This is a genomic window from Tenacibaculum halocynthiae (assembly GCF_964512825.1).
Lineage (GTDB): Bacteria > Bacteroidota > Bacteroidia > Flavobacteriales > Flavobacteriaceae > Polaribacter > Polaribacter halocynthiae.
In genome coordinates this window covers 201,898-220,805 of the sequence record NZ_CAZELG010000021.1, presented here as the reverse complement: position 1 = coordinate 220,805, position 18,908 = coordinate 201,898, and the positions used below count along the sequence as shown (strand labels likewise).

Annotated in this window: 23 protein-coding genes; 16 read left to right on the top strand and 7 right to left on the bottom strand. The window is 28.1% G+C overall.

The window, feature by feature from the left end; all coding sequences use genetic code 11:
* Window positions 1-70: 70 nt before the first annotated feature.
* Window positions 71-1,654: a right-handed parallel beta-helix repeat-containing protein gene (locus ACKTTQ_RS08030; RefSeq protein ID WP_408048890.1), complete on the bottom strand. Its 1,584-nt coding sequence runs from the start codon at window positions 1,652-1,654 to the stop codon at window positions 71-73.
* Window positions 1,655-1,866: 212 nt separating this feature from the next.
* Between ACKTTQ_RS08030 and ACKTTQ_RS08025 the strand changes: the two genes are divergently transcribed.
* The 4 genes from ACKTTQ_RS08025 to ACKTTQ_RS08010 all read left to right on the top strand — a co-directional run bounded on the left by ACKTTQ_RS08025 (window position 1,867) and on the right by ACKTTQ_RS08010 (window position 4,358).
* A complete protein-coding gene (locus ACKTTQ_RS08025) occupies window positions 1,867-2,079 on the top strand; it encodes a hypothetical protein (protein ID WP_093871561.1) in 213 nt (70 codons plus the stop codon).
* Window positions 2,080-2,308: 229 nt separating this feature from the next.
* Window positions 2,309-2,809 carry a hypothetical protein gene (locus tag ACKTTQ_RS08020; protein WP_408048889.1) on the top strand — a complete coding sequence of 167 codons (501 nt, stop codon included), beginning with the start codon at window positions 2,309-2,311 and terminating at the stop codon, window positions 2,807-2,809.
* A 70-nt stretch (window positions 2,810-2,879) separates the two neighbouring features.
* Window positions 2,880-3,761 carry a hypothetical protein gene (locus ACKTTQ_RS08015; RefSeq protein ID WP_408048888.1) on the top strand — a complete coding sequence of 294 codons (882 nt, stop codon included), beginning with the start codon at window positions 2,880-2,882 and terminating at the stop codon, window positions 3,759-3,761.
* Window positions 3,762-3,797: 36 nt separating this feature from the next.
* Window positions 3,798-4,358, top strand: a complete 561-nt coding sequence (locus ACKTTQ_RS08010; RefSeq protein ID WP_093871558.1) for a Crp/Fnr family transcriptional regulator — start codon at window positions 3,798-3,800, stop codon at window positions 4,356-4,358.
* A 55-nt stretch (window positions 4,359-4,413) separates the two neighbouring features.
* Here ACKTTQ_RS08010 and ACKTTQ_RS08005 read toward each other — a convergent pair whose 3' ends face one another.
* Genes ACKTTQ_RS08005 through ACKTTQ_RS07980 form a run of 6 tightly spaced genes read right to left on the bottom strand, consistent with a single transcriptional unit; the run spans window position 4,414 to window position 8,094 of the window.
* Window positions 4,414-5,286 carry a DUF5777 family beta-barrel protein gene (locus tag ACKTTQ_RS08005; RefSeq protein WP_408048887.1) on the bottom strand — a complete coding sequence of 291 codons (873 nt, stop codon included), beginning with the start codon at window positions 5,284-5,286 and terminating at the stop codon, window positions 4,414-4,416.
* Window positions 5,271-5,654, bottom strand: coding sequence for a hypothetical protein (locus ACKTTQ_RS08000; RefSeq protein ID WP_408048886.1), 384 nt, complete (start codon window positions 5,652-5,654; stop codon window positions 5,271-5,273). Before ACKTTQ_RS08000 ends, ACKTTQ_RS08005 begins: the two co-directional genes overlap by 16 nt.
* The gene (locus ACKTTQ_RS07995; protein ID WP_093871556.1) at window positions 5,632-6,174 is read right to left on the bottom strand and encodes a YceI family protein; all 543 of its coding nucleotides are present in this window, start codon (window positions 6,172-6,174) and stop codon (window positions 5,632-5,634) included. The genes ACKTTQ_RS08000 and ACKTTQ_RS07995 overlap by 23 nt, the downstream gene beginning before the upstream one ends.
* A 28-nt stretch (window positions 6,175-6,202) precedes the next feature.
* Window positions 6,203-6,544 (bottom strand): hypothetical protein, encoded by a 342-nt coding sequence (locus tag ACKTTQ_RS07990; RefSeq protein ID WP_408048885.1) that lies wholly within the window; start codon window positions 6,542-6,544, stop codon window positions 6,203-6,205.
* Window positions 6,545-6,548: 4 nt separating this feature from the next.
* Window positions 6,549-7,700: a hypothetical protein gene (locus tag ACKTTQ_RS07985; RefSeq protein WP_408048884.1), complete on the bottom strand. Its 1,152-nt coding sequence runs from the start codon at window positions 7,698-7,700 to the stop codon at window positions 6,549-6,551.
* Between the two features lie 16 nt (window positions 7,701-7,716).
* Window positions 7,717-8,094, bottom strand: a complete 378-nt coding sequence (locus ACKTTQ_RS07980; protein ID WP_408048883.1) for a hypothetical protein — start codon at window positions 8,092-8,094, stop codon at window positions 7,717-7,719.
* Between the two features lie 151 nt (window positions 8,095-8,245).
* Here ACKTTQ_RS07980 and ACKTTQ_RS07975 point away from each other — a divergent pair, with 151 nt between their 5' ends.
* The 12 genes from ACKTTQ_RS07975 (at window position 8,246) to ACKTTQ_RS07920 (ending at window position 18,860) form a co-directional block, all read left to right on the top strand.
* A complete protein-coding gene (locus ACKTTQ_RS07975) occupies window positions 8,246-8,539 on the top strand; it encodes a DUF6787 family protein (protein WP_408048882.1) in 294 nt (97 codons plus the stop codon).
* A 22-nt stretch (window positions 8,540-8,561) separates the two neighbouring features.
* Window positions 8,562-8,822: a hypothetical protein gene (locus tag ACKTTQ_RS07970; protein ID WP_143032807.1), complete on the top strand. Its 261-nt coding sequence runs from the start codon at window positions 8,562-8,564 to the stop codon at window positions 8,820-8,822.
* Window positions 8,823-8,896: 74 nt separating this feature from the next.
* Complete coding sequence (locus ACKTTQ_RS07965; protein ID WP_408048881.1) at window positions 8,897-9,286, top strand: DUF2147 domain-containing protein; 390 nt, start codon at window positions 8,897-8,899, stop codon at window positions 9,284-9,286.
* Window positions 9,252-10,505, top strand: coding sequence for an aromatic ring-hydroxylating oxygenase subunit alpha (locus ACKTTQ_RS07960; RefSeq protein ID WP_408048880.1), 1,254 nt, complete (start codon window positions 9,252-9,254; stop codon window positions 10,503-10,505). Before ACKTTQ_RS07965 ends, ACKTTQ_RS07960 begins: the two co-directional genes overlap by 35 nt.
* A 9-nt stretch (window positions 10,506-10,514) precedes the next feature.
* On the top strand, window positions 10,515-11,588 hold the full coding sequence (locus ACKTTQ_RS07955; protein ID WP_408048879.1) for a 2Fe-2S iron-sulfur cluster-binding protein: 1,074 nt from the start codon (window positions 10,515-10,517) through the stop codon (window positions 11,586-11,588).
* A 116-nt stretch (window positions 11,589-11,704) separates the two neighbouring features.
* A complete protein-coding gene (gene sigZ, locus ACKTTQ_RS07950; protein WP_093871548.1) occupies window positions 11,705-12,250 on the top strand; it encodes an RNA polymerase sigma factor SigZ in 546 nt (181 codons plus the stop codon).
* Between the two features lie 77 nt (window positions 12,251-12,327).
* A complete protein-coding gene (gene arsM, locus ACKTTQ_RS07945; RefSeq protein WP_408048878.1) occupies window positions 12,328-13,119 on the top strand; it encodes an arsenite methyltransferase in 792 nt (263 codons plus the stop codon).
* Between the two features lie 116 nt (window positions 13,120-13,235).
* A complete protein-coding gene (locus tag ACKTTQ_RS07940) occupies window positions 13,236-13,898 on the top strand; it encodes a hypothetical protein (protein WP_408048877.1) in 663 nt (220 codons plus the stop codon).
* A gap of 5 nt (window positions 13,899-13,903) precedes the next feature.
* Complete coding sequence (locus ACKTTQ_RS07935; RefSeq protein WP_408048876.1) at window positions 13,904-14,620, top strand: cytochrome c biogenesis protein CcdA; 717 nt, start codon at window positions 13,904-13,906, stop codon at window positions 14,618-14,620.
* 25 nt (window positions 14,621-14,645) lie between these two features.
* The gene (locus tag ACKTTQ_RS07930) at window positions 14,646-15,548 is read left to right on the top strand and encodes a phosphatase PAP2 family protein (protein ID WP_408048875.1); all 903 of its coding nucleotides are present in this window, start codon (window positions 14,646-14,648) and stop codon (window positions 15,546-15,548) included.
* Between the two features lie 17 nt (window positions 15,549-15,565).
* Window positions 15,566-16,789, top strand: a complete 1,224-nt coding sequence (locus ACKTTQ_RS07925; protein WP_408048874.1) for a MalY/PatB family protein — start codon at window positions 15,566-15,568, stop codon at window positions 16,787-16,789.
* 208 nt (window positions 16,790-16,997) lie between these two features.
* Window positions 16,998-18,860, top strand: a complete 1,863-nt coding sequence (locus tag ACKTTQ_RS07920; RefSeq protein WP_408048873.1) for a hypothetical protein — start codon at window positions 16,998-17,000, stop codon at window positions 18,858-18,860.
* The last annotated feature ends 48 nt before the right edge of the window (window positions 18,861-18,908 follow it).

Sequence of the window (18,908 nt, the reverse complement as noted above, 5' to 3'; positions counted from 1 at the left end):
AACAAACAACCTTATTCATTTTAAACGAATAAGGCTGTTTTTAAATTCTTAAAAGAAATATCAGTTAAAATTAATATTTGATTAATTTTTTGCTTACTATAGAATTAGAATTAAAGTCTTTTAGTTTTAATATATAAATTCCATTGTTTAGGTTGTTAATAGAAACTTCAGATTTTCCAAGAGTAGTTCCTTTAGCTACTAATAGCCCTTTTAAATCAAATAACTGATACTTTATTTTAGAAATATTGGAAGTATTAATAATTATACTTTTAGTGTTATAGTTATAGTAGCTAACTGTATTTAATAACGTATTATTTTTAATACTTAAAGTAGCTTGATATTCATAGCAACCAATATCAACAATATGTGAATCAAAATTTCTTTCAAATTCATTAATATCTAAGTTGTATTTACTAGATAAATAACTGTTGTTACCTGTATTAATTCCAGGAGATTTACTATCTAAAGAAAAGTCATAACCATCACTTGAAAAAGGAGCATCATCTTTAGAAGCAGGGTTTTTAAATTTAGGATCTGTAGTGATATTATCAGTACCAGAATCATGCCCATTTTCAATAATACAATTAGAAACTAATGGATCAACCAAAGTTTTAAATTTGTAAATATTACCTGCAGGAGCAAGATTATCCCAAAATATACAGTTTGCTACTTTAGTATTATCGTTAAAAATAAGAGTGCAAGATCTACTAGATTTTTCAGTACTTTTATTTCCTGAAAAGGTAGTATTAATAATTTTATGAGTTTCACTGTTAAAGGTAGTATGCATAGATATAATTCCTTTTTTTGCTGTATTACCTAATATTAATGAATTATAAATAGTTACACTAGTATCATCACCTACAACAATAGCTCCTGCAAAATCTTGTACAGTGTTTCCAGAAATTTCGGTTCTATCAATTGTTAACGAAGAAAAACCGTTACCAGAAGAAATAGCACCTCCGCTACCATAAATAGATTTATTTAAACTAATTTTTGAGTTAGAAATGGTTGCTGTACCTCTTTGTGATAAATGTATACCAGCACCAAAGCCTTCAACAGTATTATTGGTAATAGTACAGTTTTCTATTTTTATGTAGCCACTTTCAGAGCAAATGCCACCTCCGTAATTTTCAGAAAAATTATCAGAAAAAAAGCAATTTGCAATAGTTGGACGACCTCCTAGATTGTATAAGCCTCCACCTTTTGAATCATTACTGAGGTTATTTGAATGACCATTAATAATTTTGAATCCATCCAGCCTGGTTTGGTTACTAACATTCTTCATGTACACAACATGTGTAGCATTATCTGTAGATTTTGATAAATCACCAATATTACCATCTAAGATAGTTTCAAAATTAGTTAAATTTCTTTCATTTAGGGTGTTTTCATTTCCTGAAAAACCTCCGTATAAACGAACACCGCTTAAAATAATAAAGCCATCTTTAGATGGTTTATAAGTACCTTTTGCTACCCATATTTCATCGCCACTAGAGGCATTAGCTAGTGCGGTTGATAAAGAAGTAAAAGCATTTGTCCAGCTACTTCCATCATTTGTTCCGGAAGCTTTAAGATTTACAAAGTATTTTGTTGCATAGCTCGTTTGAAAACTTAAGAGCACAACAAAAAATAGAAAAAGATAGTTTTTTTTCATAGTTATAACAATTTTTAGGTTAATTTGAAAACAAATTTATTTACTAAAAAAATAAACTACAATATTTTTAACACTATTTTTTTAAAATTTTTAGAAAACGTTTATTTCTTTAAACGCATCACTTATTTCTTCTAAAGACTCTAAAATAGATTCTCTATTTTTTGATGTTTATGTATCCAATACTTTTATTCCGAACTTAAAAATAAAACTTTATGGAAACTATTAAATCAAAATTAGGAAAAGGAGGATTGGTTCTTGCTGCTATGGGAATTATGTCTATCGTGCTTTCAATTTTTAATTACAATATAAGGTTATTAGCATGGGTAGATGTTTGGGGAAATACTATGGGATGGGTTGTTAGATTTCTATTAATACTAGTTGGGGGATTGTTATATTTCTTTTTTGGAAATTATGAAGATGAATAGAGTGAAAAAGTAGCGGGGAAATGAATCAAATTGACTATGAAAAGGAAGAAATAAAAAGAATGTTTGATGTAAAACGCAGTCAGAAAAAAGTAATATCTAGTATTAGGTATCAAGTTCAACTTCTAGTATTAATTGTTATACTAACTATAATAATTTTTTGTAGTGTTATGATAATATGGTCTTAAAATTGAACTTAAGTAATTAAATTAGGTACTAATAAATATGAAACATGAATATAAAAACCATTAAAAAAAGTGTTTTTTTTGTTTTTTCAATTGGAGTTTCAATACTACTTATCTGGCTGGGTTTTTCTACCTTAAAAGAAAATTATTCAAGAGATCTAAAAAGTATTCATCAGCAAAAAGGGATTATAGAGCATGCAAAGGTTGTTTTAAAAAGAACGAAGGCTACGGGTAAATATTCAATTTATTTTAATTTAAAAATTCTAAAAATAAAGTTGAATACTACGAATGAAGCTTTTTATAGTTATAATAACAATCAAAATTATGCCGAGTTAACAAGGAAGTTAAAAGAAGGTACAACGGTTTTGGTGTATTATAAAAAATTAAACCAGGATGAGGTAGCAAATAATGTATTGAAGTTGATATCTGAAGATGAAGTATTATTAACTCATGAAAGCTATAAATCAAAAGAATATTTTGCTGGTGTTATTATGATGTTACTTGGCTTTTTATTACTACTATTGAGTGTTTTTTTACTAAAAAACTAAGAATTATAAATTGTAGTATTCATAGTCAAAACCTTTTTGTTACTCCGTTTAAAAAAGATACATCCAACCTATGAAATATAAAATAATCATTATTGCGTTTATTTATAGTTTTGTTTCTCATTCTCAAACAAATATTCCTTTTAAAAAAAGGAGTGTTCATAAAATTAAGGGGTTAATTAGAGATAACACTACGAATGATATTTTAACAGGAGTCGTTGTTGAGTTTATGAATGAGCATAAAAAATGGATTGATACCAGGGTATCGGATTTTGATGGTCAGTTTTTCTTTAAAATTTGTTCAAACAAATTGATAAATAACACTCTTTTTATTAAAACTACTCAAGCTTTTTATAAGCAAGAAATTTTTAAATATGAAATAACTTCAGACACGGTGCTGAAGATTAATATGACCATAGATAAAAAGAAGGTGTTTTCGAAAAAAGAGTTTGAAAAGTATAAAAACAACAAACTTTATTTTGAATGTAGTATCAATGATGATTTTAATGAAATTGAATATTGGACGAATAAAAAAGTGTACCAACATTATTGTACAGGTGAGCAAAAAAAATATAAGAACTTAATAGATGATAAAGAAGATTTTTCAGAATGGAATCTTATAAATAAATCAATTATATCCTATCCTCCTGAGCAATTAAAATCCTTTAAGGTTAGTCGCCATACATTTATTGATAATATTCAAGTTACCCTTGATCCTGCTGAGTATATTTCAAACTATAAAGAATATACAAAAGTAGTTCGAGAAATGTTATTAAAAGCTGGCTGGAATGGTACAGGAAAAGTTAGATTACTTTGGATTCCAGCTTTTGTATTAAAAAGAAAACTTCAAAATAAGCATACAAAAGGTGTTTTTATTTGGTATGTAAAACAAAAATCAGAAGATATGTTTTGGATGCTATCTCCAGTTAAAATTGAAACAATTAGTGTTGATTAATTTTAACTTTTGTATAGCATTTCTTAAATTAGCTTTATGCAAGATTTTATTCAATTTATTAAACAATATGTTTTTCTTTCTGAAGAGGCAGAAAAGGCTATTACAAATGTTATTGTTAAAAAGAAATATAGCAAGAATGAGTTATTAGTAGAAGAAGGCAAAACATGTAAACATTTATATTTTTTATCTGAAGGAACTGTAAGAACATACTTGTTTCAAAAGGGTAAAGATATTACACATTGGATTTATCCGGAGCAATCAATATTTACTTCGTGGCATAGTTATATTTTAAAAAAACCTTCATTGGAGTATATTGAAGCTACTAGTGATATACTAGTTTTTGCAATTTCATATAATGATTGGCAAGAATTATATCAAAATTATCCAACTTTAGAGCGATTTGGGCGTTTAATGATGGAGGAGCAGATAGCTATAATTGATGATTTTTATAAAGGGTATTATTTTTTAACAGCTAAAGAAAAGTATGAATTGTTAATTAATGTGTTTCCAAAAATTACTCAAATAGCAAATTTAGGCCATATTGCTTCTATGTTGGGAATTAGCCAAGAAACTCTTAGTAGAGTTAGGGGGAAATAAAAAAATCTTTCTTAATTATAAGAAAGATTTTATCTTGAAAAGAAGGTTTTATGCGTTAAAAAACTCTTACAACATTAAAACCAAATGAAATATCCCCAGTGCTCCAATCACCTTGTGCTTTAGTTAAAAAAGCACCATCATTACTACCTCTAGCATTTGAAAATAATAATTGAAACACATGTCCTCCTGTTTCAATATCAATTCCTAAAGTCAACGGATTGTTATATTTTGAATTTTCATGTTTACTGAAATTATAAGCATACTCTAGGTTAATACTCATGCGTTTGCTAACTTTCATTCGACCTCCCAACCCCATTAATATCTGGTTATGTGTTCTAGCCCCAGTGAAGTTTAGGTCTTGTAAATTTTGACGAATAAATGAAGGAGCGATTTCTAAAGAAAGTTTTTTAGAAATTCTTCGAGAAACCAACAATTGAGTAGTATAAGTCATACGATCACCAAATTTTAAACTAGGGTAGTTAGCTTTTTTAATTTCTGAATTAATATCAGCATTTGCATATCCAACTATATTCAAAGGAAATTGATTTGATTGCTTTGTTAAACGAACTTTAGCAGTACCTGAATATGTTTTTTCAAAACTATCTCTACTGAAACTTAACTGAATTCCTTCCCAAAAACTATAGGCTAATTGTATTTTAGTATTTGCTTGATCTAATCCGAAAAAGTCATCAATTCCGTTTTTAAAAGTACCAAAACGATGTGATACAATTAAGTATAAATCTCCTTTATCGGCAATTTTAGTAGATTGTAAATTACCTATTTGCATGGCTTTAAATGCAGGTAAATCAAATTGTTTTGTGTTTTTAGTTTCGTTATTTAGTTCATTTAATAAATCATCTTGTGCTTGAGTTGTAATTGATAATAACGATAAAGTAATGATGATGATATATGTTATTTTAGTATGCATTGATTTAGTTTTAATTCGTCTAATAAATTATCGTATCCTATAACATGACCTTTGATTCGTACAACTTGATTTTCTTTTATAAGAGTAGCTTCTTTTGGGTTTTTAAATTGACAATATATTTTGTCATTTAATGTAATACCTTCTTTATCAATAGAACTTACTTTACCAGTTAATACAACTATTTTTGAATTCCAGTGGTTAAAATTTTTGTTAGCTTTTTGTAAAAAAAATAATGAGCTTCCTGTGAAATTTGGTGGCAAACTTTCAATAGTTTTATGTGGTTTATAAATGTATTTATAAGAAGTAAATCCACACAAAGCAATAAAGAATAGTACTACTATTAATTTATTTTTTTTCAACCAACTCATAATTAATTATAATGTTTATTTGTTGGGCAATTTTTTTTCTAACAACACTAGGTATTTTAATTTCAAAATCTTGAGGGGTAATAGAAAAGTTACCTTTTATTAAAATTTTATGTTCCTTATAAATGGCGGTTACAAGTGTGTTAATTTCTTTTTTAATTCCACGGATTTCTATTGTTCCATTTAACAAAAATTCTTTTTTTGTACTTAATTTATTTAAAGAGAATTTTTCTATTTTTCCTCTAAATATAGCTTTCGGATACGTGTCACTATCCATATAATTTTCATTAAAATGCTCTTGCATTAAGGCAACTTTAAAATTAAAAGCATTAATAAATAGCTGAGCGGCAAAGTCTCCTGTGTTTATTTTTAAAATTGCTGTAGTACTATTGTTCGAAGCTTCTACAGGTTCAAAAGCATCAACTGAAGCCTTAAAATCTGTTTTTCCAGTTCTTGTAAAGTACTTTTGAGCATTAATAGTTTGACTTATTAATACAATTGTAAGTATGATTAGGTTTCTCATTTTAGAGTATGTTTTAGGGATGTTTTTATTATTTTAAATAACCATCGGTTCTCCATTTATCAATTAGTGCTCTTTTATCTGCTGTTAAAAGACCACTTTGGGGCATAGGATTAGCAGCATCGTTCATTCGTGCTATTAAAGTTCCATTTTGAGCTGAATTTTTTACTTGAATAAAGGTTTCTAAGATTAATCCGTTTCTTGGATTTACTGAACTATGACAGGTTAAACAGTTATTAAATATAATGGGTTGGATATCTTGTGTATAAGTTATGTTTCTAGTAATAGGAACTTGTCCAGCTAAAGGAATTTCTGCAGTTGTACAACTAATCATCAATATAGTTATGATTAATAGGGATACTATTTTTTTCATATTTTTAATTTTGAATATCAATATTGGTTACGTTTTCAATTTTATTTTCTAAAGGAAGTATTGTAACTTTTTTACTAATACTTAAAATATCTCCTTGATTTGGACTTCCGTCATCATTTTTATCAGCAATAACAGTTAAGTAATACTCTCCAGGATGCAGGTATGTAAATAAAAAATCATTTTCTTTATTTTCTAAACTTGGAAAATGTAGTAATGTGTTATAAGCATTCATGTTGGTGGTTAAATAGCCGTTAACATCTGTTAAAGGGTCTCTAGATAGATACACTAACAAGTCAGTTTCACTAATTTGACTACTTCTTGTTAAATTCACAGTTAACGTACCTAATCTAGGATGGTTAGTTATTTGATATGGATCTCCAGATTGTGGTGCTAATTCATATACATTATTATTTGTTTGTTGCGCTAAGAATGTTGCCGATTTTGCACTTTCTCCTCCTTGTTCTACGTATAGATTTTCAGGTTTAAACCCGTTTTTAAAATCTAAACCAGTATCAATAACATTTTGAGGGAAGTTAGTAGTATTAGCCGCCGTTTGTGCTAATTCAATATGCATTTTCTTTCCTTTAAAAGTCATATGGCGAGATGGAATTCGATTCCCTAAATTGCTAGTATAAGAGTTAAAGTATAAGCTGTCGTTTTTAAAACGTAACTCAAAGTACATAATATTTTCACTACCAATAGCATCTACAAAACGATAGTATTTCCCTTCAGTATTTCTATTTTCAACCTTATCTAATACAAAATAACTTGTTCTATAAATACCACTTAATAGTCCTCCATTACGTGCCATTATTGTTCTAGTACCTTTATAGTTGGTTACAAAAAAAGAAGTAAATAAGTTACCTAATGAACCACCTTCATGAATACCGTGTATATGTGATTTAGAAATAGCTCTATAATCCCAGCCAAACCAGGGATAATCATCAGCAATAACTCGATTACTACCTACCCAATGGCCTTGTATTTTTTCAAGAAAGTCAAATCCATCGGTATTAATATTTGTAGGGATAACTTCTGTTAATGGATCTGGATTTGGTGTTGCTGTTCCTCCTCCAGTTATATCTCTAATTCCATCTTCACAATTTGTAAGAGAAAGTGTTATTAGTATCCCAAAAAGAATGTGTCTTTTTTTCATAATTTATTGTTTAGTATTATTTTCGTATCCAAATTTCAACTAGAGGCTTATTACTTATATAGCTAGTAACTTCTAGTGTATCCTTGTGTTTAACTTTAATTTTTAAATTTTTAGAATTAGTTTTTGTAGCACCAGAAATAGCATCAACATATACCTCATTTTTATATTCTAAGTTTTTAAAAAAAATATCTTTATCAGTGTTTGTTTTTTTAAGTATAGTAGTGTCATCATTATAGTAAAGAACTTTACCTATAAGTTTTGTATGCTGTTTTTCTATCTTATAAATAGCTTTATAAAAAGTACTTTGAACTTTCCAGGTACCTAAAACTCGATGATCAATTTGAGAAGAACAGCTAATTAAAAAAAGGAATACACCAACTAGAGATTTTTTCATTTTTAATACTTAATAATTACGAAGGCAAAATTGGGAAGCTTTCTAAACAATAATTTTGACTTATGTCAAAATCATCACAAAGAAGCGTTTTTGATATAAGTCAAAATAAAGTAAATGACTATTGTATAATTTTGAACCAAATTTATTTAAGATGAAAAAATTAATGGTATGTTGGAATGTAGAAACACCAAAATATTTAATGATAATATGTATAGTTTTTTCAATTACAGGCTCATCATCTATAGCCATTGGAAGACCAGTTTTAAAGTTATTAGGAATTACTTTAGATAATTTTAACCCGTTTATCTATTATCCACTTTTTGTGATTTCAAGCTTTGTGTTTTATCAAGTTTTTTTAGTGTTATTCGGTTGGGGTTTCGGGCAATTTAGTTTTTTTTGGAGTCTAGAAAAGAAGATGTTAAGAAGATTTGGTATCTCAATTTAAAATTTCTTTTTTATATTTAAGAATGAAACAATCTTTTAAATGGCGATCAATAGCAGCATTAATTTTAATGTACGTCGCTTTACTAATGAATTGGGAATGGGCATGGGGAATTTTATTCCTGTTTTGGGTGATTCCAGATCTGTTTACAGGAATAACTTATTTTATTGAGCCTATATCAAAAAAAGAAAATACAGTGCTCTATTGGGTAATTATTAGTAGTTGGGTGTTAATGTCAATATATTCATTATCTACTTTGTTTATAGATTATAGTGAGTATTACTAGCAAAAGTATTTTTAATAAGCAGAAAATATTTTATAGGGCTTATAAGGTGTAATTATTTTATAAAATTTAAAAAAATGAAACAGTTATTAATAATTCTAGTGTCCTTAATTGCTTGTGTTTCGTGTGCTCAAAGTAGTGATGAAATTATAGGCACTTGGAAAGTGAAAAATGACTATTACGAAGCGGTGTATGAAGTTGTTGAATATAAAGGAAAATTCTTTGGGAAAATTCATTACTACAATGACGGAAAAGAAACATATAAAGGAAATAATAAAAAAGAAGACTATTTTTTGACGGGAGTTGAAAGAAAAGGAAAAAAGTATATAAAAGGGAAAATGTATTTGCCTGGAGGAACTTATTATGAAGTTGTTATTACGTTAAAAAATAAAGATATACTAAAGGTATTAATGACGGTAGAAGGAGAGCCTTATGAAGAGGTTTGGAGAAGGATTATTAATAAATAATATGAGTAGAAGTATGGATTCACAACAAAAGAAAATGATGCATGTATTACCTGTAGAAGCTTATACATCTAAAGAGTGGTTTGATTTAGAAATGAAAACTTTATTTAGTACTACATGGCAATTTGCAGGTTTGGTAGAAGATGTGGCAAATCCGGGAGATTACATTGCTGTTCAAGCTGGATTAAATAATATTTTCATAGTTAAAGGTCGAGACCATCGACTAAGAGCTTTTCATAATATGTGTCGTCATAGAGGTACACAACTTTTACGTGCAGTAGGAAAAAATCAAAAAGCAATTACTTGTCCGTATCATGATTGGACATATGATTTAGAAGGGAAATTAATTAGTGTACCTAAAAAAGAAGAGGAGTTTCCAGATTTATGCTCTAAAAAGTTACATGAATGTGATTTGAATTTGCATGAAGCTTCAGTTGATATTTTTAAAGGAATGTTATTTGTGCATCCAGAAAAGAATGCTCAGAATATACTAGAGTTTTTTGGAGAAGTAACACCATATTTAGGGCCACATATACCTGAAGAATTAGTAGAGTACCAGGAAAAAGAAGGGGAGGCATTTTACACTAAAGAGATACATGCAAACTGGAAAATTATTGTTGAAAACTATATAGATCATTACCATTTAGCTCATTTACATGAAGGAACACTAAATATGTATGACCATGCAAAAGCAGAATTTGGTTGGAAAGGACCCCATTATTGGTTTTATGAACCTTTGGTTACAGAGTATTTAGCAGATGTAGATAATGCATCACCACAGCCGTTAATAAGTAGTGTGCCAAGAGAAAAAATTGGAGCTTATGTGCCTTGGTTGTTCCCTAATATAGGAATTACTGAAGGGGAAGCAGCATGGAATACTTTTCATGCAATACCATTAGCTGCAGATAAAACATTGGTTGTAATTAGATCTAAAATGGAAAATGCTAGTGAATGGGAGTTTACCAAACAATATACTAGGTCTTCCATGAGCAAAGTTTGGTTAAAATATGGAAATAAAGGGAAGTACGAAGGAGATCCAAGCGATCCAATGGCTTCTGGAGATTTTATGAAAGAAGACGTATATGCTTGTGAGCAACAGCAAAAATCTTTAAAATCGCCAATGTTTAGTGTAGGAGCAAGGGCCAAAAGAGGAGAATATGCAGTTATGCGTTTTCAAGAAGAGGTTAAGAAATGGATGAATAATCACGGAGCAAATATTTAAAAACGTATTATGGGTAAAGTGTATTCATTAAAAATTATCGACTTGAAAGAAGAAACTAAAAATTCAGTTTTAATTACTTTCAAAATACCAAATGAATTATATAGTGTGTTTAAATATGATCCAGGACAATATATTACGTTACAATTTAATCTAAAAGGACAGCAAATTCGTCGTTCATATTCATTATGTAGCTCGCCTCTTATTAGTGAGTATTTACAAATTTGTATAAAACGTGTTAAGGATGGTTTGGTTTCAAACCATATAAATGATACTCTTAAAAAAGGAGACTATGTAGAAGTTTTACCTCCTGAAGGATATTTTTTAGCAAAGGTGAATAAAGATAATTATAAAACATATTATTTATTTGCGGCAGGTAGTGGAATTACACCTATTATTTCTATTTTAAAAACGGTATTGCATACAGAAGAAAGGAGCTATGTATATATGATATATGGTAATACAAATCAAGAAACTATTATGTTTCGAGAAGAGTTAAAATTACTTGAAGAAAAATATAAAAATAGATTTGTATTAATACAAACATTAAGTAGACCAAAAAGTAGTTGGAGTGATTTATGGAAAGTATCTGATAAAACTTATAGAAAAGGAAGAGTCGATGCTGTATGTATAAATTGGTTTATAAATACATACCCACCTTATGCACAAAATGCTGAATATTATGTTTGTGGCCCTGGAAAAATGATAGATAATACTGTAAAAACGTTAGAAGGTATGGATGTTCCTTTCAATAGAATATTTATTGAAAGTTTTGGAGGAGCAATTATGAATAACGAAATAGAAACTACTACAGAAGCTAACTTAATAGTTAATTTAAAAGGTGAAAAAAATGAAATTATTATTCCTAAAGGAAAAACTGTTTTAAGAGCCTTGTTAGATGAAAATTATTCACCACCATACTCATGTGAAGGAGGGGTTTGTGCTACTTGTAAATGTAAAGTAATTAAAGGAAAAGTAGCTATGTTAAAAAATTTAGCATTAACAGAACAAGAAGTAGAAAATGGTTATGTACTAAGTTGTCAAAGTTATCCATTAACAAGTAATATTGAGATCATTTATAACTAGAATTGTTTTGTTTTAGTAGAGTAAATGTTTTACAAAGTAAAATAAGTAATAAAAAAAGCTGCGTCTTTTTTTAGTCTCCGCGTCTATAAATAAATCAAAGATTTATTTTTGTAATTATGAATACTGAAATTATACATGTTTGGAATACGATGAATGATCGATTAACTAATTTTGTTAATGGAAAAGTTAAAGATACCGAGCTTACAAAAGATATTGTTCAAGATGTTTTTTTAAAGGTGTTTACAAAGTTTGAAACCTTGAAAAATAAAGAAAAACTAATAGCTTGGATTTATCAAATTACACGTAATGAAATAGTTTCTCACTTTAGAAAGTTGAAGTACAATGAATCTTCTGATAATATAGATTCAGAAGATTTACATGAAGACACTCTTACTTCAGAGTTAACTAGTTGTTTAAGCCCATTCATAAATTCACTACCTGATAAATATAAGCAGGCTATTATTTTAGCAGATATTGAAAATATACCTCAGAAAGAAATTGCTAAACTATTAAATATCTCATATTCGGGAACAAAATCAAGAGTACAACGGGGAAGAGAAATGCTAAAGTCTGCTTATGAAGATTGCTGTATAATCTCTACAGATGTGTATGGAGATGTTATTGATTACAAGGAAAAAAAGTGTAAAAAAAAATGTGATTAACTATTTTTTGCGTCCTTTTTTCTAGCTGACGTCTATAGAGTGAAAATTAAATAAAAACACTTTAAATAAAATATAGTATGTCACAAGAAATTAAAGAACACGTAAAAGAAGCGTATACAAGGGTTGCAAATTCTGGAGCAGGTTGTGGTTGTGGACCAACATCATGTGGATCGCCAGCTCAAGATTGGACATTAAGTGAAAGTTATGAAACTGTTGAAGGGTATGAAGCTGATGCAGATTATGCATTAGGATGTGGAATTCCAACTGAGTATGCAAAAATAAAAGAAGGTGATACTGTTTTAGATTTAGGTTCTGGTGCAGGAAATGATGTTTTTGTAGCTAGAAGGCTTGTAGGAGATTCTGGATATGTAATAGGAGTTGATATGACGGAGGCAATGATCGAAAAAGCTAATGAGAATAAACAAAAACTTAAGTACACTAATATCGATTTTATATTAGGAGAAATTGAAAATTTACCTCTTAAAGATAATAGTATTGATGTTACAGTGAGTAACTGTGTATTAAACTTAGTTCCAGATAAAAAGAAAGCATATGAGGAAGTATATCGTGTTTTAAAACCAGGAAGTCATTTTAGCATGTCAGATATTGTTTTAAGAGGAACTTTGCCAAAAGGAATAATGGAAGCTGCTGAAATGTATGCGGGATGTATTTCTGGAGCATTAAAGGAAGAAGAGTATATACAAGCAATAAAGGACGCTGGCTTTAAAAATATTACTATAACAAAAGAACGAATTGTAGATATGCCAGATGAGGTGTTATTAAATTATGTATGCTGTCCTGAAGAACTCGAAAAATTTAAGGAAAGTGATAATGCCGTAATTAGCTTAGGTGTTTATGCTGAAAAATAGTTTTTAGAATCATTTTGATAAGAAAAATTGCTTCATAATTGTATGAAGCAATTTTTTTTGCGTCTTTTTTTTACTGTGACGTCTATAGGTAGAAAATAGCCTTAAAATTAAAAATAATGAACAAATCAAACAGAACAAATTGTTGTACACCAAACGAAGAATTAAAAGATAATACTGATTGTTGCACTTCCCAAAATAGAAACGTAAGTATGAAACAAAAAATAGGTTTGTTTATATTGGGTTTAGCATTAATTTTTGCTTTAAATACAGCTTTTAAAGAAGTAGTGACGGATAACGATGCATGTAAAACTACTGAAGGATTAGTAACAATTTCTATTAATGATTTTGCATGGATAAAAACAAATAAAAAGGTTGTTTATATTGTTCTAAAGGGAAACGATAGCAGTCAGAATAAGAAAATTATTTCTAAAGTAAGTAATACAGTTAACGAGTTAAATGAAACTGAAAGTTCTGCTGATTTATTAGTTTTAGAATCAAACACTTCCAATTACAATGATATTGTATCAAAATTAAAAATAGAAGAAATACCATCAATTGCTGTTGTAGGAAAAAGTACTTCAATTATAAAAGCAATAAATGTAAACTCTATAAAATTAATTAGAGCATATGATACAGCTATAGTTACTAGTGCGACTTGTTCAACTAGTGAAAAAAATAGTTGTATAGAATCAAGTAAAGTTTCGTGTGATAGTAATCAAAGAGCTACCTGTTCACCAAAACAAACAGCTACTTGTAATGGTTTAAAAAAATCAAATTAGAAAGTATGCTAGAAAATATACAACAATGGACTAGTGGTGTTATTGAAAATCAATTAACCTCACCATTTTTTTTTATAGCTGTTTTTATACTGGGACTTTTAGCAGCAGTTGGTTCTGCTTGTAATGTTGGTGTTTTGGCAGTAATTACAAGTTATGCAGGTTCAGAAACTAGTTCAAAAAGTAAAACCTCACATCTTAAAACAGGTTTTTCTTTTTTAGTAGGTAATATTATTTCTTTATCATTAGTAGGTGCTTTAACAGGTTTAATAAGTACATCTATAGGGAAAATGGTTGGTCAATATTGGACAATATTAGCAGGTGTTTTAATAGTGTATTTAGGATTAATGAGTTTAGGGATGCTTCCTTTTAGTTTAAAAATAGGATCAAAAGTATCGAATAGAGTTTCAAAACTAGCAAATAAAAGTTTTTTGTTTGGTTTACTTTTAGGTGGTTTTGCCACGGCATGTTCTGTTGGTTGTAGCCCAATATTTCCAATTATACTAGGAACATCCTATTTACAAGGTAGTTTGTTTCTAAGTTGGTTTACTTTATTTGTGTTTGCTATTGGTTATAGTATTCCTCTTGGAGCTTTATTAATTGGTTTCGGTTTTGGGTTCAATAAATTTTCAAATCAATTATTAAAAAATAAACATATTATAAGTCAAATTTCCGGTATTTCAATGATTATACTAGGATTCGGGTTGTTAATAGGTTGGTTTTGAGGTAGTAATAATAAATAAAATAATTATGAGTATTTTTAAAATAGGTGTTATAATAATTTTTTCATTTGCTTTTTCTATAGGTGTTTATAGTCAGAACTCTATTTTGTCTACCATTCATAATATAGAGCCTGTAAAGAATCATTACAAAGAGTTAAAGAAATTAAGTAATAATAGGCGTACTAAATTCGCGTGGATGGATGCCATAGTGTATCCTACAGATAATTATTTAAATTTTATATTAGTTTATGCATTAAATAAACCATATTATTTAAGTTCGAGTCAAATAGATTTTATTATGAATTCTGTAAATTTTCCAGCAAATAGTTCGGAGCAAACTAGGGCAGAATTAGATTTTTTACTTGATTTACAAAAAAATAGAACTAATAAGCAAGTAGTACGAGTAATGAAACTTGCAAAAATTGGATATTGGCCTCATAAAAATTATACTAAAACAGATGATAGATATGAGAATAATTTAAAAGATTTATTTTTTATGATACGAGAAATTGCTGGTAAGAGATATGATGCTAAGAGTTTACCAAGTACCTCAAAATTATTAAAAGGAATAATGAATGATGCACGATTATTAGAATTTGTATTAAAGTTTAATAAAATTAGAGCTAGGCCATATCATCTTGATTCAAATATAAAACCATTACAAGAAATTCCAACGCCTTCATTTGCTAGCGGGCACACATTATGGGCATACATACAAGCATACGCATTAAGTGAATTGATACCAGAAAAAAGAGAAGAGTTTATATCTTTAGCTTATGAGGTTGGTTTATCTCGAGAAATAATGGGAGTACACTTTCCAAGTGATGATGAAACTGCTAGGCAAATAGCACATAGAATGTTATTGCTAATGTGGAATACAAGTACGTTTCAAAAAGATTTCAAAGCAGCTAAAGCTGAGTGGAGAAAATAATAAATTAAAAGAAAAAAATGAGTCAATTTGATAGTATACATTCGGTGAAAAATAATTTTGCAAAAAATAACCCTACTTATTTAAAGGGGATGTTTGGAACAACAGAAGTGATGCCTTTGTGGATAGCGGACATGGATTTTGAAATAGCAAAACCAATACAAGAAGCTCTTCAGAAGTTGGTAACAAGAAATATTTATGCTTATGAGTTTAATACAGGAGATGTTTTCAAAGCAATTTCCGATTGGAATTTTAAGCGTCATCAATTAGTTTTAAATCCAAAATCATTTGTTCAAGTTTCAGGTGTGCTAACTGGAATAGGTGTTTTAATAAGAGAATTATCTAAAAAAGGTGATAGTATTATGGTACAAACACCTGTTTATCATCAGTTTTTTAAAGTTATTGAATCTGCAGGTAGAAAAGTAGTAAGAAATAAGTTAAAGGTTATTGATGGTCGTTATGAAATGGATTTTGAAGATATAGAGCGTAAGTTTAAAACATTAAATATTAAGTCTATGATACTATGTAATCCTCATAATCCTGTAGGTAGAGTATGGAGTAAAGAAGAATTACAAAAGTTGGTAAATTTAGCAAATGAGTATAATGTAACTATTATTAGTGATGAAATTCATTCAGATATAGTGTATTTAGCATCAAAATTTAATAGTATAGCTTCTATAAATAATAATGAGAACCATATTGCAGTTATTGGTTCACCAGCTAAAACATTTGGTATGCAAAGTATTTCTAATGGTTATTTGTATATATCTAATGATAATTTCAAAAAACAAGTAAAAACAACAGTAGAATCTTTATACTTGGATCATGGAAATATACTTTCAGCAAATGCAACAATAGCAGCTTATACAAAAGGTGAAAAATGGTTAGATGATTTATTAGTTTATCTTGAAACAACTATGAATTGGATTGAAAACTATGTACAAAAGGAGTTGCCAGAAGTTGTTATGTATAAACCCGAGGGAACATATCAAGTATGGTTAGATTTTAGTAGGTTGAAATTATCAGATAAAGCTCTAAAACATGTAATTGTTAATCAAGCCAAATTAGCTTTAACACCTGGAGATTGGTTTGAAGGAAGTCATACACAATTTATGCGAATGAATATTGCTTCACCTTTGTCAAAAATTAAACAAGCATTTAATCAGTTAAAGCAAGCATTGAGTGACGGGATAGATTGTTCTTTCAATGAAGAAGAATCTACTGAGAATTGTTGTTCTTGCTAATAGATTAATTTAAGTTTTTTTAGATTTTACAAAAAGTAGTTAATTATTTAGTTAACTACTTTTTTCAGATATAATTTATTGGATATTATTACTAATACCTTAATAATGATTTTTGTTTTTAATATTAAAAAAAAGGAAAAATAAGATAATGCTATTAAAAAAAAGATATATTTAGGGTAAGTAATTTTTAAATTATAACAATAGCACCATGCAGAAAACTTTTTTATTAATATTGATATTTTTATTTTCAATAGGACAAAGTATTTCACAAAACTCAACAGAAGAGTTAATTCAAAAATTAGAAAATACTTCAGATAAAAAAAAGCAATTAGAAATTTTAGATGATATAACTAAAATATTAGTAAAGAAGAATTCTAAAAAGAAACTTACCTACCTGAATAAATATGTTTTTTTAGCAAAAGAATTGAAATTATATGATGCCGCTGCACAAAAATCTCGTTCAATTATTCAACATTATACAAATCAAGGAAAACTAGATTCAACAAAGTACATTGTTGATAAAATGCTTACGGATAAAGATAAGTTTACAAAAAAAATTACTGAAGCACATTTACTCTTAAAAAGGGCAAGTTATTTTTTTAATACAGATCAATATGAAAAGGCAATACTTGATTATAATACATCTGGTGACATTTTTTTTAAAGAAAAAGATACATTATACACAGCAGATGCAAGGTATTTTGCTGGTCAGGTTTATAATGAAATAGATGATTTTTTAAACGCAGTTAAGTATTATGAAAAAGCATATCAACTGTATGATATTGTTGGAGATAATGATTATAAAAATATAGTTATAAGTGAGTTATCAGCTTTATATTCAAAAAATGGATTTCATGATAAATCATTAATAGAACGAAAAAAGAACCTAAAAAATGCAAAAAAAGGGAGAAATTATAAATTTATAGGCTTTGCGTATGGAGATTTAGCTAAATCATATTCTGAAAATAAGAATTATGAATTGATGAATCGCTACATAGATTCAACTACTTTTTGTTTGGATAGTATGAAGTATAAATCAGAAAAAAACCTAGTAAAACTTTTTATTAATAATTTAAGAATAGACTATAGTTTAGAAAAGAAAGATGTTAAAAGCGCTGAAATATATTTAAAAAAATGTAAAGAAATAGCAAGAAAAACAAGTGCTCAAAATTATTTTTTAAATAATTTATTGCCTTATGAAGCAAAAATTTTCTTTTTAAAAAATCAATATGAAAAAGCGGAAACAGTTCTTAAAAAAGTATTAAGTCTAAAAGAAAATGAAGGTAAAGACAAACTAATTAAATTAGCTGAAAAAGAAATAGCTGAAGTGTATGCTGCAAAAAATAAGTATAAAAAAGCATTTACTCATTTAGGAGCATATTTAAAATTAGATGAAAAAAGTAATAACCTTGTAAAAAATAATACTTTTTTATATTATCAATCGCAATTTGAAACACAACGAAAAGATAATGAAATTTTAAAACAAGAAACAGCTATTAAGCTACTAGAAAAAGATAAAGAATTAGTAGCTAGTAAACGAAAAATGTTTTTAGTTATTTTTATATCAATAATTCTAGCGTTGGCTAGTATATTATATTTTGTTTGGAAAAGAGGAAAATTAAAAAGAAAAGCGCTAGCAAAGAAATTAGCCAAAAACAAAAAATCATTAGAAGAGTTTACAAATCAATTATTAGAGAAAAGAAGAGTTCAAGAATTGTTAACAAAAGAAATAGAACGATTGAATGAAGAAATAGGAGAAATAAATTCTTCAGAAGATATTCAAAACCTAACTTCTGTTAAAATTCTAACCAATGAAGATTGGTATACTTTTAAAGAAAAGTTTATTAATGTATACCCAAGTTTTTTTAGAGAAATTAAACAAAAAGGATATTCTTTAACAAAAGCAGAAGAACGTTTATTAGCATTAGAAAAACTGTTTTTAGATACAAATCAAATAGCAAGTATGTTAGCCATTTCTAATGATAGTGTGACTAAAAGTAGATCTAGATTAAGAAAAAAAATTAATGCGCCTAAAGGTATTTCTATCCTGAATTATTTAGAAGCATCATAATTTTTCACACAATATTTTTATTATCATAAAATTTATTGATCAAAAGTA

Coding starts and splice junctions, on each gene's coding strand:
- ACKTTQ_RS08030 (WP_408048890.1), bottom strand. CDS start 1,654: ATGAAAAAAAACTATCTTTTTCTATTTTTTGTTGTGCTCTTAAGTTTT.
- ACKTTQ_RS08025 (WP_093871561.1), top strand. CDS start 1,867: ATGGAAACTATTAAATCAAAATTAGGAAAAGGAGGATTGGTTCTTGCT.
- ACKTTQ_RS08020 (WP_408048889.1), top strand. CDS start 2,309: ATGAATATAAAAACCATTAAAAAAAGTGTTTTTTTTGTTTTTTCAATT.
- ACKTTQ_RS08015 (WP_408048888.1), top strand. CDS start 2,880: ATGAAATATAAAATAATCATTATTGCGTTTATTTATAGTTTTGTTTCT.
- ACKTTQ_RS08010 (WP_093871558.1), top strand. CDS start 3,798: ATGCAAGATTTTATTCAATTTATTAAACAATATGTTTTTCTTTCTGAA.
- ACKTTQ_RS08005 (WP_408048887.1), bottom strand. CDS start 5,286: ATGCATACTAAAATAACATATATCATCATCATTACTTTATCGTTATTA.
- ACKTTQ_RS08000 (WP_408048886.1), bottom strand. CDS start 5,654: ATGAGTTGGTTGAAAAAAAATAAATTAATAGTAGTACTATTCTTTATT.
- ACKTTQ_RS07995 (WP_093871556.1), bottom strand. CDS start 6,174: ATGAGAAACCTAATCATACTTACAATTGTATTAATAAGTCAAACTATT.
- ACKTTQ_RS07990 (WP_408048885.1), bottom strand. CDS start 6,544: ATGAAAAAAATAGTATCCCTATTAATCATAACTATATTGATGATTAGT.
- ACKTTQ_RS07985 (WP_408048884.1), bottom strand. CDS start 7,700: ATGAAAAAAAGACACATTCTTTTTGGGATACTAATAACACTTTCTCTT.
- ACKTTQ_RS07980 (WP_408048883.1), bottom strand. CDS start 8,094: ATGAAAAAATCTCTAGTTGGTGTATTCCTTTTTTTAATTAGCTGTTCT.
- ACKTTQ_RS07975 (WP_408048882.1), top strand. CDS start 8,246: ATGAAAAAATTAATGGTATGTTGGAATGTAGAAACACCAAAATATTTA.
- ACKTTQ_RS07970 (WP_143032807.1), top strand. CDS start 8,562: ATGAAACAATCTTTTAAATGGCGATCAATAGCAGCATTAATTTTAATG.
- ACKTTQ_RS07965 (WP_408048881.1), top strand. CDS start 8,897: ATGAAACAGTTATTAATAATTCTAGTGTCCTTAATTGCTTGTGTTTCG.
- ACKTTQ_RS07960 (WP_408048880.1), top strand. CDS start 9,252: ATGAAGAGGTTTGGAGAAGGATTATTAATAAATAATATGAGTAGAAGT.
- ACKTTQ_RS07955 (WP_408048879.1), top strand. CDS start 10,515: ATGGGTAAAGTGTATTCATTAAAAATTATCGACTTGAAAGAAGAAACT.
- sigZ (WP_093871548.1), top strand. CDS start 11,705: ATGAATACTGAAATTATACATGTTTGGAATACGATGAATGATCGATTA.
- arsM (WP_408048878.1), top strand. CDS start 12,328: ATGTCACAAGAAATTAAAGAACACGTAAAAGAAGCGTATACAAGGGTT.
- ACKTTQ_RS07940 (WP_408048877.1), top strand. CDS start 13,236: ATGAACAAATCAAACAGAACAAATTGTTGTACACCAAACGAAGAATTA.
- ACKTTQ_RS07935 (WP_408048876.1), top strand. CDS start 13,904: ATGCTAGAAAATATACAACAATGGACTAGTGGTGTTATTGAAAATCAA.
- ACKTTQ_RS07930 (WP_408048875.1), top strand. CDS start 14,646: ATGAGTATTTTTAAAATAGGTGTTATAATAATTTTTTCATTTGCTTTT.
- ACKTTQ_RS07925 (WP_408048874.1), top strand. CDS start 15,566: ATGAGTCAATTTGATAGTATACATTCGGTGAAAAATAATTTTGCAAAA.
- ACKTTQ_RS07920 (WP_408048873.1), top strand. CDS start 16,998: ATGCAGAAAACTTTTTTATTAATATTGATATTTTTATTTTCAATAGGA.